The organism is Rahnella sp. BIGb0236, assembly GCF_004364755.1.
Taxonomy (GTDB): domain Bacteria; phylum Pseudomonadota; class Gammaproteobacteria; order Enterobacterales; family Enterobacteriaceae; genus Rahnella; species Rahnella victoriana.
In genome coordinates, this window is record NZ_SOAO01000021.1 from 24,412 (window position 1) to 45,607 (window position 21,196).

Below are 21,196 nucleotides of genomic sequence, written 5' to 3' on the forward strand. Positions count from 1 at the left end.
TGAAGAGGCACTATGAAAAATCGTAAATACCTGACTCCGTCTGAGGTTGAGAAACTGCTCGAGGCGACGTTGCGCGGAAGGCACGCAGAACGGGATTATTGTCTGATTTGGATGTGTTTTATCCACGGTTGCCGGGTCAGCGAAATCAGTAGCTGGCGGCTCTCGGATATCGACATGGAAGGCAATAATATCTATATCCACCGGTTAAAAAATGGCTTCTCTACCGTTCATCCTCTCTATATGCGGGAAAGGAAATCGTTAATGCTCTGGATGAATAAAAGAAAGCAATACCGTGGTGCGGATTCAGACTGGTTGTTTCTTTCTAACCGTGGTTCTAAATTATCACGGCAGCGCATTTACTGGTTAATTAGAAATTATAGTCAGGCCGCTAATCTGACTATTAATGCCCATCCGCATATGTTAAGACACGGCTGTGGTTTTGCGCTGGCAGACAGAGGGATTGATACCCGCTTAATTCAGGATTATTTAGGTCATCGTAATATTCAGAATACGGTTTTATATACGGCGAGTAACGCCAAAAGATTTAAAGAAGTCTGGTAGTTAACCTGTAATTAATTGTTTCAATGGAGTCATTTTGAACTAAATTGGAGCATACTCTAATCAGCCGGTAAATTTCTGTCAATACTGAATGCACCCCTCCGCAGAAGTTTATTAAAATCATATCAAATTCAGTTGCTTACACATTTATTTGTTATTTCAGCACACCAGAAGCCTCTCGGTTTTTTCTTATATCCACTTCCCTTGATTTCCCGTGTCATTCTCACCCTGCCTGCCAATACGTTAGTTAAATCTCACAAAAACTTCACGTCAAAGCAGTAAACTCCGCACAATGTCATCTATTTAGCATAATAAACCAAAGGAGTCACTTTAGTTCAAAATGAATCGTTTGGGTTTCGGGGTTAAACCCGTCCGGCGGCTTATTAAGTGGGGTGGAACCTCATGAACTAAATAAAGGAATGACAGATGGTTTTGTCAAAACTAATTCGGACACCGGGAAAGGTGTTTCGATGTGCATTATGTTAATAGGAAAAATTTCGTGAAAAAGAATCTTCTTGCTGTTGCCCTGATCGCGTCTTCTGTATTCGCTTCTTCTGCTTTTGCAGCAGATGGCGCCGTTAACTTTACCGGCACTATCACAGATGCGGCTTGTACGATCGATACTGCTTCTCAAAACCAGGATGTCTTCCTGGGTAATATCGCCCGTACCGCGTTCCCTGTGGCGGGTTCACTGGCCGCTGCCAAAAAATTCACTTTAGTTCTGACCGACTGCCCTGACACCGTGACCGGTGCGACCGTGCGTTTCGACGGTACTCAGGTTTCTGGTGACAACACCGTGCTGGCACTGACTGCCGGTGACAGCACTGCCTCAGGCGTGGGTATTCAGATTTCTGACAACCAGAACAAAGTGGTTCCGTTGTACGAAGACTCCTCTGTTTATCCGCTGGTCAGCACTGGTCCTAACAACCTGGACTTCAGCGCCCGTTACATCTCCCTGACTGACGCTGTCACCGTGGGTGATGCAAACGGCGTGACTCAGTTCACCGTGGTTTATCAATAAGCCTTTTGATTCGCTTCAGTTGAATTAAGTCAGACCAGGGGAGTGTATCCCCCTGGTCTATTTGAATGGTTAAGACAGGCAGGAACACCATGAAAACATGGCGCGCTACAGCGGTGGCAGCATTATTAATGACCTTTGGCATGGCCGCACAAGCGGGTGTCGTGGTCGGCGGCACGCGTCTCATCTATGACGGCGGCAAGAAAGAATCCTCCATCAATATCAGTAACCCCGATAAAACGCCGTATCTGATCCAGTCCTGGGTGGATGGCGATGAAAACGGCAAAACAGCACCGGCAGACAAAGCGCCGTTTATCGTGACGCCACCTTTATTCCGCCTTGACGGTAATCAGCAAAACATTCTGCGCGTTGTGCGTGCGGGCGGTGATTTGCCTGAAACCAAAGAGTCGCTGTACTGGCTGAACATCAAATCGATTCCTTCCGCTGAGAAGCGGGAAAACACCCTGCAGATTGCCGTGAAGACGCGCATTAAGCTGATTTTTCGCCCGTCTGGCGTGAAAAGTACCCTGGACGAGTCCGCTAAAACGCTGACATGGAAACGCACCGGTAACCACATTCAGGTGACCAATCCGTCAGCGCATTACATCACATTCTTCAACGTGAAAATCAATGGCAGCGCGATGAAGAACGTCACCATGGTCGCACCGCAGTCTGACGCCAGTTTTGACTTACCGTCCGGCGTCACCGGCGGCTCATTGAGCTGGCAATTCATCAATGATTACGGCGGCACCAGCACACCTTTTATTGCCAGTCTCTGACCTGAATTCATAACCAGCAGAAGTCTGTCACGGCGGTAAACAAGGAAGGCGAGGGAGAAGCGCCAGAAATTCTGGCTGCGTTGCAACATGGAATTAACACAATGAAGAACAAAACGAAAAGTCATAATTCGACCGGCTTTACGCGTTCCCGGCTTGCCTGGCTGGTGTCGTGCCAGATAGCCATGTTAACGGGCGGAACACATCTGGCCAGCGCAGCGGAATATTTCAACCCGGCCTTACTGGAAATCGATAATCCTGCACAGGGTAATGCCGATCTGTCAATTTTCGAAGATGGGGATTTACAGCCGCCAGGCACTTATCGTGTTGATATTTATCTGAATGGATCAGAGGTCGATACCCGCGACGTAAAATTTACCCTTACGACGGATGCGGCGGGTAAGCAAAGCCTGCAACCCTGCCTGAGCGGCGAACTGCTGCGGGATATGGGCGTGAAGATTGGCATGTTCCCCGGCATCCAGGCGACAGACGAGTGTGCCAATTTCACCGGTGCGATAGCGCAGTCTTCTGCGGCTTTCCGCTTCGATCAGCAACGGCTGGATCTGAGCATTCCCCAGGCGGCGCTGAATTCGCAGGCGCGCGGTTACGTGTCTCCGGACAAATGGGATCCGGGCATTCCGGCTTTGCTGATGAACTACAGCTTCAGCGGCGCGAACACCGAAGCGCGGGAAAACGACACGCGAAACAGCAATACCTATTACCTGAACCTGCGTTCAGGGGCGAATCTGGGTGTCTGGCGTTTGCGTAACTATTCCACCTGGAACCGCGACAGCAAAGGCACTGACCACTGGGATTCCATCAACACCTATTTGCAACGTGACATTCAGATGCTGCGGAGCCAGCTGACGTTGGGCGACAGTAACTCGCCGACCGAAGTGTTCGATACCGTCCCGTTTCGCGGTTTACAGCTGGCCTCCGACGACGACATGTTGCCGGACAGCATGAAAGGCTATTCGCCGGTGGTGCGTGGCATTGCCAACAGTAATGCGCAGGTGACCATCCGCCAGAACGGCTATGTCATCTACCAGAGTTACGTGCCTGCCGGGCCGTTCGCTATTTCTGACCTCTATCCGACAGCAGGCAGTGGCGACCTGAATGTGACGATCAAAGAAGCCGATGGCAGTGAGCGAAATATGGTGGTGCCTTTCGCGTCGGTGCCGGTGCTTCAGCGCGAAGGACATCTGAAATACAGCTTCACCAGCGGTCAGTACCGCTCGTATAACGATAACGTCGAAAAGACGCCGTTCACACAGGGCACCGCAATTTATGGTTTATCGCATGGTGCGACGGTGTACGGCGGCTTGCAGGCGGCCAGCAAATACCAGTCAGTGGCGATGGGGCTGGGTCAAAACCTCGGCAGCATCGGTGCGCTGTCCGCTGACGTGACGCAGGCCTGGACTAAACAGGAAGATGCGCCAAAAGACAGCGGTCAGTCTTACCGGCTGCGTTATGGCAAAAGCTTTGTCGAATCAGGCACCAACTTCAGCCTGGCCAGCTACCGCTATTCCACGGCCGGGTTTTACACCTTGCAGGAAGCGCTGGAAAGCTACTCCGGCGGCAGCGGGTATTACAGCGATCATAAAAAAAGCCGCGCTGAACTGACCCTGAGCCAGAACTTGTGGGAAAAGGGCGGTGCGCTTTCCCTGAGTCTGGTGAAAGAAGAATACTGGAATAACAACCGGTCAACCCAATCAGGCAGCGTGGGCTACAACAACACCTGGGACGGCATTTCCTGGGGGGTTAACTACACCTATAACCGCAATGGCACGGACAGCAACGGCAACCGGACCTATTACACCGATCAGATTGTGGCTTTTAACGTCAGCGTGCCGTTGAGCAAATGGCTGCCGGGCAGTTACGCCACCTATAACCTCAACAGCAGTAAAAATGGCAATACCTCGCATAACGTCGGGCTGAGCGGCACGGCACTGCGTGATGACAATTTGAATTACAACATCAGTCAGGGTTACACCACGCAGGGGCAGGGTGCGAACGGCTATGCCAGCGCCGACTATAAAGGTGGCTACGGCGAAGTGAATGCCGGTTACGGCTACGACCGCAGCCAGCGCCGTATGGATTACGGTCTGCAGGGCGGCATTTTGCTGCATGAAAATGGCGTGACCTTCTCGCAACCGCTGAGTGAAACGGTGGTGCTGGTGAAAGCACCCGGCGCGGACGATGTCAGCATCACCAGCAATACCGGGGTTAAAACCGACTGGCGTGGCTATGCGGTGGTGCCTTACGCCACGGCGTACCGGCGTAACCAGATTTCCCTGGATACCTCAACCTTGCCGGACAATGTCGATATGACGCTGACCAGCACCACGGTGATCCCGACACGTGGCGCGGTGGTGCGTGCGGACTTTGATCCGAACATCGGCCAGCGTGTGCTGATGACACTGACCCGCGCCAATGGCGAGCCGGTGCCCTTTGGTGCTACCGCAGGGGTGAACAACGGGGACAAGGAAAACAGCAGCATTGTCGGCGACGGCGGCCAGGTTTATCTGTCAGGTATGTCCGACAGCGGCACGCTGACAGTGAAATGGGGTAATTCAGCGGCGCAGTCCTGTCAGGTGAACTATCGCCTGCCTGAACAACCGGCCACGTCGGGTATTCAACTTATTAACGGAGACTGCCGGTAAGGCGGAACATGGAAATGACCGATCGTATGAATCAATTAACCACACACGTGACTTCTCCACGCCAGCCCATTCTCCGCGGCGTGTCCGGGGGTAAAAAGGGCGCATTGTTCGGGCTGTTGCTGGCCGGTGGCATGCTGAGCGCCAACGTGCAGGCAAGTGACTGTGCCCCGACGGATGGGACAAAATCCTATACGTTCAACATGACTTATTTGTTGACCGACCCGACTCAAAACACGGCCGGAAAGATCGTCAACAACGCCTATGAATGGAACCTCAGCGGTAACTACAATGTGACCTGTTCCTGCACCGGCGACTATGTCGGGGGTTACGTGACCGCAAAAGTGCCGGATACCGGGCTGGCGTACAACGACGGTAACCTGAATTATTACAGTATCAACGAGTTTCTGGCAGTGGCCAGTCAGGTCTATATTGCCGGGGGATTTGGCGATTATAAATCGACGCCGTTTACCAGTGTCAGTAACCAGAATACCGCCACCAGCTGCGCCCGATATCCTTATGCCACGGGCGCCCGCGGCACCATTTCACTCTACTTCCGCCGGCCTTTTGTCGGTGTACAAACCATTCCGCTGACCAAAGTCGTGGATGTGTATATCGCGTCTGATCCGACCACGCAGTCGACCGTTCCTGTCTCGACCGTCTGGATGAGCGGCACAGTGACGGTGCCGCAGTCGTGCGTTATCAATGGCGGGGGTGTGATCACGGTACCCTTTGGCGACATCATGTCGGGCGATATCGCCACCAAAGGTCAGATGGCGAAAAACTTCACGCCGAAAAACGTCAATTTCAACGTGGCCTGCACCAATATTTCCGAAGGCGTCAATGTCAGTCTCTCTTTCCAGGGAACGCCGGATGCCAATGATCCGACCGCACTCTCGACCACTAACGCCGATGTGGGCGTCAGGATCCAGGACAGCGCGGGTGCAACCGTGGCACCGCTCAGCGGCCGCTTACCGCTGACGATGGATTACGCCACTCAGGCGGGCACGTCGCAAATTAACTTATTTCCGATTAACACCAGTGGTAAAGAGCCGGGCACCGGTGATTTCACCGCCACCGCGACTATCCGCGCAGAAATACAGTAATTCCGGAACGTGACCGGTAAGGGAATATCACCAAGATGAAAAGCTTAGCGGCATTTGTAATAACTAAAGGAAAAGCACCGGCGCTGTTTCTGGCGCTTGGACTGGGGCTGACGGCCAGCACGCTGTGGCAACCGGTCAGCGCGGACACCGTACTGAATATCACCGGCAATATTAAAGCGTCGCCGTGCACGGTCAGTCTGCCTTCCGGCGGAATGAATGTGGATCTGGGGCAGAAGATTCTGGCCTCGTCGATGGCTGAGGCCGGGTCATCATCAGACTGGAAACCTTTTTCGATTGCGCTGACGGCGTGTCCGGCATCGACCTCCGAAGCCACCATGACCGTGAACGGGACACCGGATGAGGCTGAAAGCGACATGTATGCCAACACCGGCAGCGCCACGCAGGTGCAAATTCAGCTGCAAAGCAGCGACGGTACCGCACTGGGAAACGCGGGGTATAAAGTTCAGAACATTGATACCGCCACCCGCAGTACCACGTTTGATCTGCGCGCCCGGGCGTACAGCGCGCAGGGGAAGGTGACGCCGGGGACGATTGTCGGCAGCGTACAAGTCACGTTTACCTACCAGTAAGCCCATTTGCACGCTCAGCAACTGAGGGAAATCAGTAAGCACCATCAATAAAGAACGTAAGGATTTTGTACAGGATTATGTCCCTGTCGGGAATGTGACTGAGAAAACAAGGAAGCTATGATGAACAGTGTCGACAACCTCACGCCGGGTCATGTTGCCCGTGACGCTTTCCGCCCAAATTTACCGGCGGAAGGCGTACTGATTATGGACGCTTGTCCCGTTACTGCTCTGGGCATGAAGCGTGTACTGACCGCTTCCTGCGGCATCACAAAATCCGTCAATTATGTACAGCGCCTTGCAGGTATTCAGGCGGCCATCGCCCGCTCGCTACCGGCACTGCTTATCATGGACATTTGCGGCGAAAAGGAATCGGTGCTTGATGGCCTGCGCTTGCTGGCCCATCTGCAAGATTCACATCCGCAGATGAAAATTATCATCTGCACTGATTTCAGCGACCACCGCGTGCTGGAACTGCTGGCGTCTTCTCCGGCCAACGGTGTGTTACTTAAACACGAGCCGGAGCTGGCGCTGGTGCAATGTGTTTTTGACGTGATGGCCGGCGGGCGCCAGTGGCTGAGCCCGAAAGCCAAGAGGCTGGTGACGACCCCCGCGATGAAAAACCCGGCACTCACCGCCCGTGAACTCGAGGTGCTGACCTGTCTTTTCTCGGGCATGAGCGTTTCCAGCGTCGCACAGACGCTGCATCGCGATATCCGCACAGTGAGCACGCATAAGCGCAATGCGATGATGAAACTGGGTTTTCACAATGACAGTGAACTTTTTGCCCAGGGCTCATGGATGGCGAAGATTGGTCCGGCTGCCAGCCATTAATTCCGGTGGCAATAGGACATCCTCAAATGGAACGGTGCCGGGAAATGAAGCCCGGCAGCAAGGAGCAAGAGAGTTATGCATCATACTCATACATCGACCCGCGCTGTGGCGCTGATGGACAGCCAGCCGCTGACGCTCTCCGGACTGTCATCACTGATTACGTCCATTGACAGCGGCTGCGATATCCGCGTGAAAGAAACATGTCTGGAGAAAATCTCAGAAGCCCTGATGTATCAGTCCGTGGATATTCTGGTGACAGACCTGCAAAGCGCCCAGGAAAACCTGCACCAGGGGCTGGATATTCTGCTAAATCTCAGTGAGCAATTTCCCCGTCTGAATATGGTGGTTTATACGCTTTGCCATAATGGCAACGAACTGCGAAAGCTGGTCAACCAGCGCAATATCAGTCTGATTGCACGCGGTGAATCGCTGCGCGACACCGAGGATTATTTCAGACAGGCATTTGCCCGAAAGCGCGTCTTAAGCCCGCGGATCTGTTGCGACCTGGTGCGTCTGACTGAGCAAAACATTCAGGCTTCTGCACGGATCACGCGAAGCGAAACGGAGGTGCTGCGACATCTGTTTAACGGCATGGACCTGCGTGAAATTGCGCAAGCTAAGCAACTGAGCATAAAAACAATCAGTGCGCACAAATGCAATGCGATGCGCAAACTGGGTGTGAAAACCGATTCCGAACTGTTCCTGATGTTGAAAAACATGTGTTAAAAAAAGGTATTGAACAGGCCGTGAAGGGGAGGGGGCTGCGGGCGGGGGAAATGCCCCTTCATAAATAAAGCGGGCATTTCCGTTTCGGGGTGCAGAACACGATGACTATATATTGATGGCCCTGAATCGCTCTGCATTACTTGCCGTATAAATAACGGTATTTTGAATGTTTCTGTGGCCGAGATAATCCTGAATCAGCCGGGTGTCACAGCCTTTATCTGCCAGCGCAAACCCGCAAGCATGCCGGAGCATATGGGGGTGAACATTGACGTTGATACCGGCTTGTTTTCCATAGTTGCGTATTAAACGGTAGATCTGCTGGCGTGAGATCTGACCACCGTGTCGTGAGAGAAATAACCACTCAGTGTCTGGATCAAGATATTGTGAACGTACTTTCAGCCAGTCTTTAATTGCCTTAACCTCGCGGATCTGTAACGGGTGATGAACCGAAAAACCATTTTTCAGCCGGGATATGTGAACTATATTCGTTGCCAGTTCAATGTCGTTTACCCGTAACTTTGTGAGTTCACTGACACGAAGACCATGAATGAAACACATTAATAACATGCATTTATCTCTGACTGCGTTTTTTCCGCCCGCGGTTGCGGCGACCAGTTTCTCAATTTCCAAATGAGTGAGATATTTTCTCCCTGCCATTGTCCTAATCCTTTGAGCAATTCTTTTATTTTACAGGTTATTGTGCTTCATACGCGATGGTGAGCTATTTAAGCATTAGATTATACATTCAGCAAATGAATTATTCAGAGCGGGTATTATTCGACGTATTAGGTAATTAAATTTCGGTGTTTAGACCCAAAAAATATAATGTGATAATGAAATCATCATGCGTGAAATTAGTTTTCTGCACGCGCTGTATCATTTAAATATTATTTAAACAGGCTGCATAATTAATTGTTTTAATTATCAATCTGAGAGGATCCCAGGATTATTCCTATTACCTGTGCCGTGTATGACTGGCGTGTAAATCAAAAGCCTCCGGCGCGGGGATATTTGCGTGATTGTCACAAAATAGCCAAATGTAAATTTTACCGGTGACAACTCAGCACAGTACGTTATTTTCACTTTCCTGAGCCGGGCACGCCGTCCCGTTTGATTTAGGGAAAAGACCTCAAAACCTCCCTTTGTTCTCCCCATCGAACCTGCAGATGTTTGTCATGCTAAGCCTGAAATTGTGCCCGTGGTGTTTTACACGTCGGGTTAACGCTGACAGGAACCCCCGGTGGCTGAAGAAAGCGATCTCGAAAAAAGTGAGGCCCCCACCGCACACAGGCTTGAAAAGGCGCGTGAAGAAGGGCAAATCCCGCGCTCGCGCGAACTGACGTCCGTTCTGATGCTCGGCGGCGGGTTAACGCTGCTTTGGATGTCCGGCGAATCCATGGCGCGCCAGCTGGGTGTGATGATTTCGCAGGGTCTGAAATTCGATCACGGCATGGTCAGCGATGACCGGCAGGTGTTGCAGCAAATGGCGACCCTGCTCGGACGCGCGGTCTGGGCGTTACTGCCGGTGATTGGCGGCCTGATTTTGATCGCCCTTGCCGCGCCGTTACTGCTCGGCGGGCTGATGTTCAGCGGCAAGTCTTTTGCGCCCAAGTTCAGCCGTATGGATCCGATTGCCGGTTTCAAGCGTTTATTTTCCGGTCAGGTGCTGGCCGAACTGCTGAAAGCCATCCTGAAAGCGTTACTGGTGGGCACCGTCGCCGGGTTGTATTTGTGGCACAAATGGCCGGACATGATGCGTCTGATGGCGCAACCGACCATTCCCGCGCTCGGCGAAGCGCTGAACATGGTGGTGTTTTGCGGGCTGATGGTCGTCCTCGGATTAACGCCGATGGTGGCGTTCGACGTGTTCTGGCAAATCTGGAGCAACCTGAAAAAGTTGCGCATGAGCAAGCAGGACATCCGCGACGAACATAAAAGTCAGGAAGGTGATCCGCACGTCAAAGGGCGTATCCGCCAGCAACAACGTGCGATGGCCCGACGCCGCATGATGGCCGATGTGCCGAAAGCGGATGTGATCGTCACCAACCCGACGCATTACGCCGTCGCGCTGCAATACAGTGAAAATAAAATGAGTGCACCGAAAGTGTTGGCGAAGGGCGCAGGGAACGTGGCACTGCGCATTAAAGAACTCGGTGCCGAACACAAAATTCCGATGCTGGAAGCGCCGCCTCTGGCGCGTGCGCTGTACCGGCACAGTGATATTGGTCAGCAAATTCCGGCCACGTTGTATGCCGCCGTCGCTGAAGTGCTGGCCTGGGTATATCAGCTGAAACGCTGGAAGCGTGAAGGCGGACTGATCCCGAAAAAACCTCAACATTTACCAGTGCCTGATGGTCTGGATTTTGCAGCAGGAGAGAGTGATACCCATGGCTAATCTGGCCGCGATACTGCGTTTACCCGCCAACTTTAAGTCCGGACAATGGCAGGTGCTGGCAGGCCCTATCCTGATCCTGATCATCCTGTCGATGATGGTGCTGCCGTTGCCGCCGTTCCTTCTCGACTTGCTGTTCACCTTTAACATTGCCTTATCCATTATGGTGTTGCTGGTGGCGATGTTTACCCAGCGAACGCTGGATTTCGCGGCGTTCCCGACCATTCTGCTGTTCTCCACCTTATTACGTCTGTCGCTGAACGTGGCCTCGACGCGTGTGATCCTGATGGAAGGTCACACCGGCGGCGCGGCGGCAGGGCGGGTCATCGAAGCCTTCGGCCACTTTCTGGTCGGCGGTAACTTCGCCATCGGTATCGTGGTGTTTATCATCCTGGTGCTGATCAACTTCATGGTTATCACCAAAGGTGCCGGGCGTATCGCCGAAGTCGGCGCGCGTTTCGTGCTCGATGGTATGCCGGGTAAACAGATGGCGATTGATGCCGATCTGAACGCCGGTCTGATTGGCGAAGACGAAGCGAAAAAACGCCGCAGCGACGTGACGCAGGAAGCGGACTTCTACGGTTCCATGGACGGTGCCAGTAAATTCGTTCGTGGTGACGCCGTGGCGGGTCTGATGATCATGATCATCAACGTGGTCGGCGGCCTGCTGGTCGGTGTTCTGCAACACGGCATGGATCTCGGTCACGCGGCTGAAAGCTATACCCTGCTGACCATCGGTGACGGTCTGGTGGCGCAGATCCCTGCGCTGGTTATCTCCACCGCAGCGGGTGTTATCGTGACCCGCGTCGGCACCAACGAAGATGTCGGCGAACAGATGGTCACCCAGCTGTTCCGCAACCCGCGCGTTATGATGCTGAGCGCCGGTGTGCTGGGCTTACTCGGTATGGTGCCGGGCATGCCCAATCTGGTGTTCCTGCTGTTCACTGCGGGCCTGTTAGGTCTGGCGTGGTGGACGCGCGGTCAGGAGCTGAAAAAACCGGCGACCAAAGAAGCGGCACCGGCGGCCTCAGACAGCGGCAAGCAGATGGTGGAAGCCAGCTGGCAGGACGTTCAGCTGGAAGATCCGCTGGGCATGGAAGTCGGCTACCGTCTGATCCCGATGGTGGATTTTGCACAGAACGGCGAACTGCTCGGGCGTATCCGCAGTATTCGTAAAAAATTCGCGCAGGAGATGGGCTATCTTCCGCCGGTCATTCATATCCGCGATAACCTCGAACTGCCGCCTGCGGGCTACCGTATTCTGATGAAAGGCGTGGAAATCGGCACCGGCACGGCGCACCCTGGCCGCTGGATGGCGATCAACCCGGGCAGCGCCATTGGTGAATTGCCGGGCGAGCCGACGGTCGATCCGGCATTCGGGCTGGCGGCGGTGTGGATCGAACCGGCCATGCGCGAGCAGGCACAGATTCAGGGCTTCACCGTAGTGGAAGCCAGTACCGTGGTCGCCACGCATCTGAATCACCTGATCAGCCTGCACGCCAAAGAACTGTTTGGCCGTCAGGAAACGCAGGAGCTGATGGAGCGGGTGAACAAAGAAATGCCGAAACTGACGGAAGATTTCATTCCGGGCGTCATTTCCCTCACCAACATGCATAAAGTTCTGCAAAACCTGTTAGCCGAGCGTGTCTCGATCCGGGATATGCGCACCATTATTGAAACGCTGGCGGAATATGCGCCGAACCAGCAGGATCCGAACGAACTGACGTCTGTCGTGCGTGTCGCGCTCGGTCGCGCCATCACTCAGCAATGGTTCCCTGGCAACGGCGAAGTACAGGTTATCGGGCTGGATACCTCGCTGGAGCGTCTGTTGTTACAGGCGCTGCAAAGCGGCGGCGGGCTGGAACCGGGCCTTGCCGACCGCCTGCTGACGCAATCCGAAGCCGCACTGCAACGTCAGGATATGCTCAGTGCGCCGCCGGTTCTGCTGGTGAATCACGCGCTGCGTCCGCTGCTGTCACGCTTCCTGCGTCGCTCACTGCCGAATATCGTGGTGATGTCGAACCTTGAAATGACCGACAGCCGCCAGATCCGCATGACGGCCACCATCGGTGGTGAATAAGATGTGCCGTCCCGCGCTGCTGTTATTGACCGCGCTGAGCCTGCCAGCCATGGCGGCCTCCGGCTCGTGGTCGGATACGCAGCGCGGTGTCACATTGCAAAACCGGGGCGTAATGATGTCGTCGGGGGCCTTAGCGCCACCGGCCTCCGCGCCGGTCAGAAGTCAAAACGCGCCCACGATCACCACAATCAGCTGGAAGTACCAACTGCTGGGCGCAAGACCCGCCGGATTGCAGGTGAAGCTGTGCAACACAGTAAATCATTGCGTGAATCTGGATGCAGACAGCGGCGTTACCCAATCCTTCTACGGCCAGACAGCCATCGCACCGCTGCGGCTGGTCTATTTCGTCCCCGGCGGCGGCGCAATGAATACCCCGCTGCGGGTGATCAGTAATGAAGTGATCGTGAATTATAAGTAAGCACTCGACCGTCTCCTGCAATCCCTGCAATCCCTAAAAACCTTCTGGAAGCCGTCTCCCATCCCTGGTTATTCCCTCTTAGCAGTCTGTCATCATTCCGTTAATGTTGCGCGTGTAGTGATTTGAATCGTCTAACTATCCTTTACATGGGGATAGTTTTATCAGAATATAGGGAATCTCAGGGGCATGGATGAAAGCTGTATTTGTAGAATTACCCGTTTTTGAAGCACATCGGTCTGCATATCTGACGGACGATGAGTACCGGATCCTCCAGAATGCGTTATTGCTTTTCCCTACCTGTGGAGATGTGATTATGCATACCGGGGGGTTACGCAAACTCCGTTTTCCTGATCGTCAGAGAAATAAGGGTAAGCGTGGTGGTACAAGGATTATTTATTACTGGTGGGTCGCAAAGGCGCATTTTCTTCTCATTACGGTGTACGGAAAAGGCGAAATGGATGACCTGACCTTCGCGCAAAAGAAGATGTTAGGACTGCTGTTGAAACAGCATAAGGCGAAACAAGAATGACAATGAAAAGGGATCTGTTTGCTGAGATTGCTGATGGCCTGAATGCATGGGGTGAGGCTGGTCAGGGTAAGCGTACGCTTAAAACGGTGGAAAGAACTGTCGGTCGTGAAGTGAGATTGAGCGCGGTTGAGTTAAAAGAGATTCGGGAGAACCTGAATATCTCTCAGGCAGTTTTCGCCTATTACCTGCAAACCGCTCTGACAACCTATCAGAACTGGGAACAGGGCAGAGCGAAACCTAACCGGCAGGCCATTTTGCTGATAAAGCTGGTCGAAAAGGATCCGGCGACATTAGAGCAACTGGCGGGGCTGGTATAGATATCGTGGATATGAATTGGCGAACGGGAGAAGTGCTGAGGGGAAAGCGTTTCCCCTCGTTCGGCGTTAAACGGAGATCTTCCTGACGGTTTGCCCCGATACGGTTTCCTGCCCGTTCGGTCCGTAGAATTTCTGCGTCTGACTGGCGTTGAGGATCGCCAGCGCCTCAGTGTTATAGGCGATTTGTTTACCCAATAACATGCCGTTATGACGGTTAATCTGACTCAGTCTGGTGGTCAGTTGCACCACATCCTTCCACATCGCGGCGATTTCCGGCTGGCGGGAATAGGGTGCGGATTGTCTGAGGCGTTCGTCATGCTGACGACGCTGTTTATCAAGATAGTCTACCGTGGCTAACAATGAGCTTTTCTGCTCGGTGATATGTTGCAAGGCTGCACCATTAACGCGGCCTGAGCACAGTATCGTTTGTTCGTGATTAATCACTTGATCCAGCGCCTGCAACGTTTCAACCAAGGTAGTCATGGTCTTGATAAAGTTCTTCATCGGGCCTTATTACCTTCCAACTTTTTGTCTTTACACTGAGATCTTCAGTTTAAAAACCTTTGAGATAATCCTGCGTGTCCTGCAACAAAGCGTCGGCAATTTTGCCGGTATCCATGGTCAGTTTGCCGTCACGGATAGCTTGTTTCAGTTCGTCGACACGTGCCGTGTTGATATCCTGCGCACTTGACTGGGTCAGCGACGTTTGTGCTGAACTCAGGGTCACCGCCGTACCGCTGGTGGTGGTGCCAGAAACAGTGTCTTCTTTACGCGCGTTCTGTACTGAAGCTTCAGAAGTGTCGCGTTGCTGGATCGGAGTTAAAGGTGAAACACCTTGAGTACGATCGATAGCCATAAATTTCTTCTCCAGTATGGGGACTCAGGGTTTTGAAAAATGTCACGAAAACCCTAAAAATGCCGTCGTGGGACGACTCTGATACGTTTGTTATCGACATGTGGCGAAATAACTTTAGCCTTTATTGAAGCTTTTTCTACAAAACCCCGCTGCAATACCGGATTAAATTTCCACCGTCACAGACCCATCCGAGCCTACCGTTCCGTTGACAATCACGCCTGACGGCATTCTGATCCTCACGGATTCATTCGCGGCAGCATTGTTCATCGCCTTACCGGCACTCGATACATTGAAACCACTGCCTGTTGCCTGAACCTGAACATCCTGCCCCGCATGAACCATCCACGGACGGCGCAGCATGGAAAGCGTCAAAGGCTGCCCGATGCTGATATTGCGCAGCGTGATGCCGTTAACGGCCAGCTTACTGTCCAGCACCGCTTTAGGCGGTAACAAATCCAGACGCCCGGTTTTTTGTTGCATGTCTGTTTCCGCCAGATGCGATCCGGCAGGCACATTTTTCGCGGCCACCCAATAGGTGCCGCTCACCTGTACTTTGGTCTGCACATAGCTTTTGCGCCCGTTACAGTTCACCGCCACCGAGACATTGCCCCAGGTGCGACTGTTCGGAGAAAGCATAAATTGCGGCGATAAACATTGTGGCTGACGGGCGCTCGGGGTGTTGACCACCACCGTGACCTGCATACCACTTTCCGCATATTGCTGGCGGAAGAACTGCTGAATTTGCGAGGACAGCAGTGTATCGCTATTGGATGAAGCAGGCACGCTTTTGACCTGCGTTGTCTGCGCATAGCTCATGCCGCCGGACGTCGCACCGATCATGATGCAGCCCAGCGTGATGCCTAAACGACGGATTGTCTGCCTGTTCATACGCAATTTACCTTTGTGCCAACCTACTACTGGCGACAAGTCTACGCTCACTTCGCAATTCCTAAAGGGACAAATAGCGCCCGATTTTATGCTTATTCAGACGATAGGTAGTTGACACTCGCATTTATGCTGTCGACTCCAAAATCTCACTTTGCGGAGGGCGCATGCTCGACAAATTGAACGCCGCACTACAGTTCCAACAGGAAGCGCTCAACCTGCGCGCCCAGCGGCAAGAAATACTTTCAGCCAATATTGCGAACGCGGATACCCCGGGGTATCAGGCCCGCGATATCGATTTCGCCAGTCAGTTACAGAAAGTGATGGAGCAGGGGCGTGCCAGCGGCAGCGGCATGTCGTTATCGCTGACCTCCGATCGTCATATCGCGGCCTCGAACGTTCAGCCCGCTGATATGGATCTGATGTACCGGATCCCTGACCAGCCGTCAGCAGACGGCAACACGGTAGACATGGACCGTGAACGTACCAACTTTGCGGATAACAGCGTGCGCTATCAGACCGATTTGACCGTTCTCGGCGGGCAAATTAAAGGGATGATGTCGGTGCTGCAAGGATAATTCATATGTCGATGCTCGGTATTTTTGATATCGCCGGTTCTGCGCTTGCCGCGCAGTCTCAGCGTCTGAACGTCAGCGCCAGTAACATGGCCAACGCCGACAGCGTGACCGGCCCTGACGGTAAACCCTACAAAGCGAAGCAGGTTGTCTTCCAGGTGGATGCGGCACCCGGACAGGAAACGGGCGGCGTGAAAGTGGCGCAAGTGGTTGATGACCCGGCGCCGATGCGCATGGTGTACGAGCCGGGCAATCCGATGGCGGATGCGAAAGGTTATGTACAGATGCCAAACGTAGATGTGGTCAGCGAAATGGTGAACACCATCTCCGCTTCCCGCAGTTATCAGGCCAACGTCGAAGTGCTTAACACCACCAAGTCGTTGATGATGAAAACTCTCACTCTGGGGCAATAGCGGAGCGAACCATGGCAATTACGACGTCGATTAATGACACCACTGATAACACGACGATATCCAGTACCAGTTCCAGCACATCGACCACCGGCACCAGTTCGGCAGAAGACTTATCCAGCAGTTTCCTGACCCTGCTGGTGGCGCAGCTGAAAAACCAGGATCCGACCAATCCGATGGATAACAGCGAGCTGACCAGTCAGCTGGCGCAAATCAGCACCGTGAGCGGGATTGAAAAACTCAATACCACCTTGGGCAGCATCTCCGGACAAATCTCCAGCGGGACTTCCGTGCAGGCCAGTTCGCTGATCGGCCACGGCGTCATGGTATCCGGCAGTGCGATCCTGGTCGGCAGTGATACCGACGGCACCGTCAGCACCACACCTTTTGGTTTCGAACTGGAAACCGCGTCCGATACCACCACCGCCACTGTCAGTGACTCCACCGGTAAAGTCGTGAAAACCATCACTCTGGGATCCCAGACTGCCGGGGTTCACAGCTACACCTGGGATGGCACACAGGATGATGGCACCAAAGCACCGGACGGCAGCTATACCTTCAGCATCAATGCCCTGAACAATGGTCAGCAAATGGTGGCAACACCGCTGAACTATGCACTGGTCAACGGTGTGACCACAGATTCATCCGGTAATACCGCGTTGGATCTGGGTGTACGTGGAACCGCTACCGTGGATTCCGTACGCCAGATTTTGTAAGCGAATAACTCAGACCGCTCCCTCCTCTGCGAAGGGGGAGGAGCTGAAAACACTTCACACAGTAAACGGAGCTAACATGAGCTTTTCACAAGCAGTCAGCGGTCTCAGCGCGGCATCAACCAACCTCGACGTGATTGGTAACAACATTGCCAACTCCGCGACCGTTGGGTTTAAAACCGCGACCGCCTCTTTTGCCGATATGTTTGCCGGTTCCCAGACCGGTATGGGCGTTAAAGTTGCCGCTGTCACCCAGAACTTCAACGACGGTACCACGACGTCTACCTCGCGCGGACTGGACGTGGCACTGAGCGGCAACGGTTTCTTCCGTCTGACCGATGCCAGCGGCGGTGTGTATTACTCCCGTAATGGTCAGTTCTCTCTGGATGAAAACCGTAATCTGGTCAATACCCAGGGCCTGAGCGTGACAGGTTATCCGGCAACCGGTACACCACCGACCATCGCGGCGGGCGCACAGCCTGTTGCCCTGAGCATTCCGACCACCATGATGAGCGCCAACGCGACCACCGTGGGGACGATGGTGGCTAACCTGAACTCTACTGATACCGCGATCCCGGCAGCGACCACGTTCAACCCGAACGATGACACCAGCTACAACTACGTCAGCACCATCACCACCTATGACTCACTGGGTAACTCCCACGATAACAGCGTGTATTTCGCCAAAACTGCCGCCAACACCTGGGATGTGTATTCCCTTGATGGCAGCGACGCGACGGCGACCGCAGCCAAAATCGGTACCCTGAATTTCAGCACCAGTGGCGCACTGACCAGCACCGATGACGCAGCGGGCAACCCGACGACCACTCCGCTGACTCTGACCCTGCCAATGAGCACGGCGACAAACGGTGCGGTGGATCCGCAATCCGTGGCGCTGAACTTCACCGGCAGTATCCAGCAGAGTACCGGCAGCGACAGCATCGGTTCCCTGACTCAGGATGGTTATGCCGCAGGTCAGATGACCGGTTACACCATCAATGATGACGGCACCATTTCAGGGACTTACTCCAACAACAAAACCCAGTTACTGGGGCAAATTGTGCTGAGTAACTTCTCCAACCCTGAAGGTTTGAAATCTGAGGGCGATAACGTGTGGTCCGCCACCGCGTCTTCCGGTCAGGCTGTGAATGGCATTGCAGGTGAAGGCGGTTTAGCCTCCATGACCAGCGGCGCGCTGGAATCTTCCAACGTCGATCTGAGTGCTGAACTGGTCAACATGATTGTTGCTCAGCGTAACTATCAGTCGAATGCGCAAACCATCAAAACTCAGGACTCCATCCTGAACACGCTGGTTAACCTGCGTTAATAGCCGTTTTATCACCTGAGAACAGGGCAGCATTATGGATCACGCTATCTACACCGCAGGCGGCGCCGCCAGTCAGACGCTGGTTCAGCAGTCGGTGACGTCGAGTAACCTGGCCAACGCCAATACACCGGGCTTCCGCTCGCAGCTTTTAGCGATGCGCGCAGTGCCGGTGGACGGTGAAAGCCTGCAAACCCGTACGCTGGTCACCGCGTCTACGCCGGGCGCAGACATGACCCAGGGGAAACTGAACTACACCGGACGCCCGCTTGACGTGGCGTTACAGCAGGACGGTTTCCTTGCGGTGCAGATGCCTGATGGCTCTGAAGCCTATACCCGTAACGGTGACATGCAGGTTTCCCCCACTAACCAGCTGACCGTTCAGGGTCATCCGGTGATGGGGGATAACGGGCCGATCGAAGTTCCGCCGGACTCTCAGCTCACGATTTCAGCGGACGGCACCATTGCCGTACTTGAAGCCGGTGCTGATCCCAACACCATGGGGCAGCTCGGCAAACTCAAGCTGGTAAAGGCTGCAAACAACGAAGTCACCCGTGGCGACGACGGCATGTTCCGGCCAACCCCGGCCACCGTGCAGGCGCGGGGTGCCGCGTTACAGGCTGACCCGACCATTCACGTCATGCCCGGCACGCTTGAAGGCAGTAACGCGGACCCGGTGTCTACCATGGTTGACATGATCGCCAACGCCCGTCGCTTTGAGATGCAGATGAAAGTCATCCACAGCGTCGATGAAAATGAACAGAGTGCCAACAATCTGCTGTCAATGAGCTGATGATGGCAGAGGAGTAAAAACATGATCCCATCGCTGTATATTGCGAAAACCGGTCTGGATGCCCAGCAGACCAACATGGACGTCATCGCCAACAACCTGGCGAACGTCAGCACTAACGGCTTTAAACGCCAGCGTGCGGTATTTGAAGACCTGCTTTACCAGACCGTCCGTCAGCCTGGTGCGCAGTCTTCTGAACAGACGAACCTGCCATCCGGTTTACAGATCGGTACCGGTGTGCGTCCTGTGTCTACAGAACGTCTGTTCTCGCAGGGTAACCTGTCGCAGACCAGCAACAGCAAAGACATCGCCGTAAAAGGGGAAGGGTTCTTCCAGGTGCAGTTGCCGGACGGCACCACCGCCTATACCCGTGACGGTTCTTTCCAGGTTGACCAGAACGGTCAGCTGGTGACCTCCAGCGGTTATCAGGTGATCCCGGCCATCACCATTCCGGCCAATGCCCTGAGCATGACCGTGGGCCGTGACGGTATCGTCAGTGTGACCACGCAAGGTCAGACGGCGGCACAGCAGGTCGGTCAGCTGACGCTGAGCACCTTCATCAACAACAGCGGCCTGGAGTCACTGGGTGAGAACCTGTATCAGGAAACCCAAAGTTCCGGCGCACCGACTGAAAGCACACCGGGCCTGAACGGCGCGGGTCTGCTGTATCAGGGTTATGTGGAAACCTCTAACGTCAACGTGGCGGAAGAACTGGTCAACATGATCCAGACGCAGCGCGCTTACGAAATCAACAGTAAAGCCGTGTCCACGTCGGACGAAATGCTGCAGAAACTTTCTCAGCTGTAAGTTTTTTGTGTCAGTAAGACAAAAAGAGGACAGGGGCGGATCCGCTCCTGTCCTGAACCGGTTCAGATCCCTACCAGGTCGATTTTTTTAAAGGCGATAACTGTGGTGACCAAAAAAAACACGTCGGTAATGACTTCTTCTACAGACCGACCAGGCAAGCTGGTGCTGCCGCTGTTAATCACATTACTGGCGAATGGCTGCGCGTATATGCCGCACACCCCGCTGGTCCCCGGAACAACCACAGCGGCGCCTGCGCCTGCCGCACCGCCGGTTCCAAACGGTTCGATTTTCCAGTCAGTACAGCCGATGAACTACGGTTATCAGCCGCTGTTTGAAGACCGCCGTCCACGTAATATCGGCGATACGCTGACCATCGTCTTGCAGGAAAACGTCAGTGCGAGCAAAAGCTCCTCAGCGAACGCCAGCCGTAACGGCTCCACGACGTTTGGCTTTGATACCACCCCGCGTTATCTGGAAGGCTTGTTCGGCAATGGCCGTGCCGCCGTGGATACCTCCGGTGCGAACACCTTCGCCGGCAAGGGCGGTGCTGCAGCCAATAACACCTTCAGCGGCACACTGACCGTGACCGTCGCCGAAGTGCTGGCCAACGGCAACCTGAAAGTGGTCGGTGAAAAACAAATCGAAATTAATCAGGGAACCGAATTTATCCGGTTCTCCGGTGTGGTCAACCCACGCACCATCAGCGGCGCGAACGCCGTGATCTCCACGCAGGTGGCAGATGCACGCATCGAGTACGTGGGTAACGGCTACATCAATGAAGCGCAGAACATGGGCTGGTTGCAGCGGTTCTTCTTAAACTTATCGCCGTTATAAC

The 21,196-nt window shown here is 53.9% G+C and carries 24 protein-coding genes; 20 read left to right on the forward strand and 4 right to left on the reverse strand.

All coding sequences use genetic code 11. From position 1 onward, the window contains the following. Positions 1–12 precede the first annotated feature (12 nt). The 8 genes from EDF78_RS24595 (at position 13) to EDF78_RS24630 (ending at position 8,265) form a co-directional block, all read left to right on the forward strand. Positions 13–561 carry a tyrosine-type DNA invertase gene (locus tag EDF78_RS24595; RefSeq protein WP_095922315.1) on the forward strand — a complete coding sequence of 183 codons (549 nt, stop codon included), beginning with the start codon at positions 13–15 and terminating at the stop codon, positions 559–561. Between the two features lie 496 nt (positions 562–1,057). After that, a complete protein-coding gene (locus tag EDF78_RS24600; RefSeq protein WP_095922314.1) occupies positions 1,058–1,579 on the forward strand; it encodes a fimbrial protein in 522 nt (173 codons plus the stop codon). Positions 1,580–1,668: 89 nt separating this feature from the next. Continuing rightward, positions 1,669–2,355, forward strand: a complete 687-nt coding sequence (locus EDF78_RS24605) for a molecular chaperone (RefSeq protein ID WP_131694385.1) — start codon at positions 1,669–1,671, stop codon at positions 2,353–2,355. A gap of 101 nt (positions 2,356–2,456) precedes the next feature. Beyond that, on the forward strand, positions 2,457–5,015 hold the full coding sequence (locus EDF78_RS24610; RefSeq protein WP_095922312.1) for a fimbria/pilus outer membrane usher protein: 2,559 nt from the start codon (positions 2,457–2,459) through the stop codon (positions 5,013–5,015). A gap of 14 nt (positions 5,016–5,029) precedes the next feature. Then, positions 5,030–6,118, forward strand: coding sequence for a fimbrial protein (locus tag EDF78_RS24615; RefSeq protein ID WP_229921055.1), 1,089 nt, complete (start codon positions 5,030–5,032; stop codon positions 6,116–6,118). 35 nt (positions 6,119–6,153) lie between these two features. Further along, positions 6,154–6,708: a fimbrial protein gene (locus EDF78_RS24620; protein ID WP_095922311.1), complete on the forward strand. Its 555-nt coding sequence runs from the start codon at positions 6,154–6,156 to the stop codon at positions 6,706–6,708. Positions 6,709–6,825: 117 nt separating this feature from the next. Continuing rightward, positions 6,826–7,539: a response regulator transcription factor gene (locus tag EDF78_RS24625; protein ID WP_229921054.1), complete on the forward strand. Its 714-nt coding sequence runs from the start codon at positions 6,826–6,828 to the stop codon at positions 7,537–7,539. A gap of 75 nt (positions 7,540–7,614) precedes the next feature. Beyond that, positions 7,615–8,265, forward strand: a complete 651-nt coding sequence (locus tag EDF78_RS24630; RefSeq protein WP_095922310.1) for a LuxR C-terminal-related transcriptional regulator — start codon at positions 7,615–7,617, stop codon at positions 8,263–8,265. 105 nt (positions 8,266–8,370) lie between these two features. Here EDF78_RS24630 and EDF78_RS24635 read toward each other — a convergent pair whose 3' ends face one another. Next, complete coding sequence (locus tag EDF78_RS24635) at positions 8,371–8,922, reverse strand: tyrosine-type DNA invertase (RefSeq protein WP_095922309.1); 552 nt, start codon at positions 8,920–8,922, stop codon at positions 8,371–8,373. 583 nt (positions 8,923–9,505) lie between these two features. On the opposite strand from EDF78_RS24635, the gene flhB reads away from it, so the two are divergent. From flhB to EDF78_RS24660, 5 genes are all read left to right on the forward strand, one after another. Further along, on the forward strand, positions 9,506–10,660 hold the full coding sequence (gene flhB, locus EDF78_RS24640; RefSeq protein WP_095922308.1) for a flagellar biosynthesis protein FlhB: 1,155 nt from the start codon (positions 9,506–9,508) through the stop codon (positions 10,658–10,660). Next, positions 10,653–12,737, forward strand: a complete 2,085-nt coding sequence (flhA, locus tag EDF78_RS24645) for a flagellar biosynthesis protein FlhA (RefSeq protein WP_095922307.1) — start codon at positions 10,653–10,655, stop codon at positions 12,735–12,737. Before flhB ends, flhA begins: the two co-directional genes overlap by 8 nt. Before the next feature lies 1 nt (position 12,738). Beyond that, positions 12,739–13,155, forward strand: a complete 417-nt coding sequence (locus EDF78_RS24650; RefSeq protein WP_095922306.1) for a flagellar protein FlhE — start codon at positions 12,739–12,741, stop codon at positions 13,153–13,155. Between the two features lie 190 nt (positions 13,156–13,345). Then, on the forward strand, positions 13,346–13,684 hold the full coding sequence (locus tag EDF78_RS24655) for a toxin (RefSeq protein WP_095922304.1): 339 nt from the start codon (positions 13,346–13,348) through the stop codon (positions 13,682–13,684). Beyond that, positions 13,681–14,001: a helix-turn-helix domain-containing protein gene (locus EDF78_RS24660; RefSeq protein WP_095922303.1), complete on the forward strand. Its 321-nt coding sequence runs from the start codon at positions 13,681–13,683 to the stop codon at positions 13,999–14,001. The genes EDF78_RS24655 and EDF78_RS24660 overlap by 4 nt, the downstream gene beginning before the upstream one ends. A gap of 66 nt (positions 14,002–14,067) precedes the next feature. Here the strand turns inward: EDF78_RS24660 and flgN are convergent, their stop codons facing one another. From flgN to flgA, 3 genes are all read right to left on the reverse strand, one after another. Then, entirely contained in the window at positions 14,068–14,505 is a 438-nt protein-coding gene (gene flgN, locus EDF78_RS24665; protein WP_095922302.1) for a flagellar export chaperone FlgN, read from the reverse strand. Between the two features lie 49 nt (positions 14,506–14,554). Continuing rightward, positions 14,555–14,857 carry a flagellar biosynthesis anti-sigma factor FlgM gene (gene flgM / locus EDF78_RS24670; protein WP_095922301.1) on the reverse strand — a complete coding sequence of 101 codons (303 nt, stop codon included), beginning with the start codon at positions 14,855–14,857 and terminating at the stop codon, positions 14,555–14,557. Between the two features lie 162 nt (positions 14,858–15,019). Beyond that, positions 15,020–15,745 (reverse strand): flagellar basal body P-ring formation chaperone FlgA, encoded by a 726-nt coding sequence (gene flgA, locus EDF78_RS24675; protein ID WP_233432853.1) that lies wholly within the window; start codon positions 15,743–15,745, stop codon positions 15,020–15,022. A 164-nt stretch (positions 15,746–15,909) separates the two neighbouring features. On the opposite strand from flgA, the gene flgB reads away from it, so the two are divergent. From flgB to EDF78_RS24710, 7 genes are all read left to right on the forward strand, one after another. Then, a complete protein-coding gene (flgB, locus tag EDF78_RS24680) occupies positions 15,910–16,320 on the forward strand; it encodes a flagellar basal body rod protein FlgB (RefSeq protein ID WP_095922299.1) in 411 nt (136 codons plus the stop codon). 5 nt (positions 16,321–16,325) lie between these two features. Beyond that, entirely contained in the window at positions 16,326–16,730 is a 405-nt protein-coding gene (gene flgC, locus EDF78_RS24685) for a flagellar basal body rod protein FlgC (RefSeq protein WP_013575164.1), read from the forward strand. An 11-nt stretch (positions 16,731–16,741) separates the two neighbouring features. Beyond that, positions 16,742–17,443 carry a flagellar hook assembly protein FlgD gene (flgD, locus tag EDF78_RS24690; RefSeq protein WP_119822406.1) on the forward strand — a complete coding sequence of 234 codons (702 nt, stop codon included), beginning with the start codon at positions 16,742–16,744 and terminating at the stop codon, positions 17,441–17,443. Positions 17,444–17,519: 76 nt separating this feature from the next. After that, positions 17,520–18,767, forward strand: a complete 1,248-nt coding sequence (gene flgE, locus EDF78_RS24695; RefSeq protein WP_095922297.1) for a flagellar hook protein FlgE — start codon at positions 17,520–17,522, stop codon at positions 18,765–18,767. Positions 18,768–18,801: 34 nt separating this feature from the next. Continuing rightward, entirely contained in the window at positions 18,802–19,557 is a 756-nt protein-coding gene (locus tag EDF78_RS24700; protein WP_095922296.1) for a flagellar basal body rod protein FlgF, read from the forward strand. 21 nt (positions 19,558–19,578) lie between these two features. After that, on the forward strand, positions 19,579–20,361 hold the full coding sequence (gene flgG / locus EDF78_RS24705; RefSeq protein ID WP_095922295.1) for a flagellar basal-body rod protein FlgG: 783 nt from the start codon (positions 19,579–19,581) through the stop codon (positions 20,359–20,361). A 129-nt stretch (positions 20,362–20,490) separates the two neighbouring features. Continuing rightward, positions 20,491–21,195: a flagellar basal body L-ring protein FlgH gene (locus tag EDF78_RS24710; RefSeq protein ID WP_095925152.1), complete on the forward strand. Its 705-nt coding sequence runs from the start codon at positions 20,491–20,493 to the stop codon at positions 21,193–21,195. The last annotated feature ends 1 nt before the right edge of the window (position 21,196 follow it).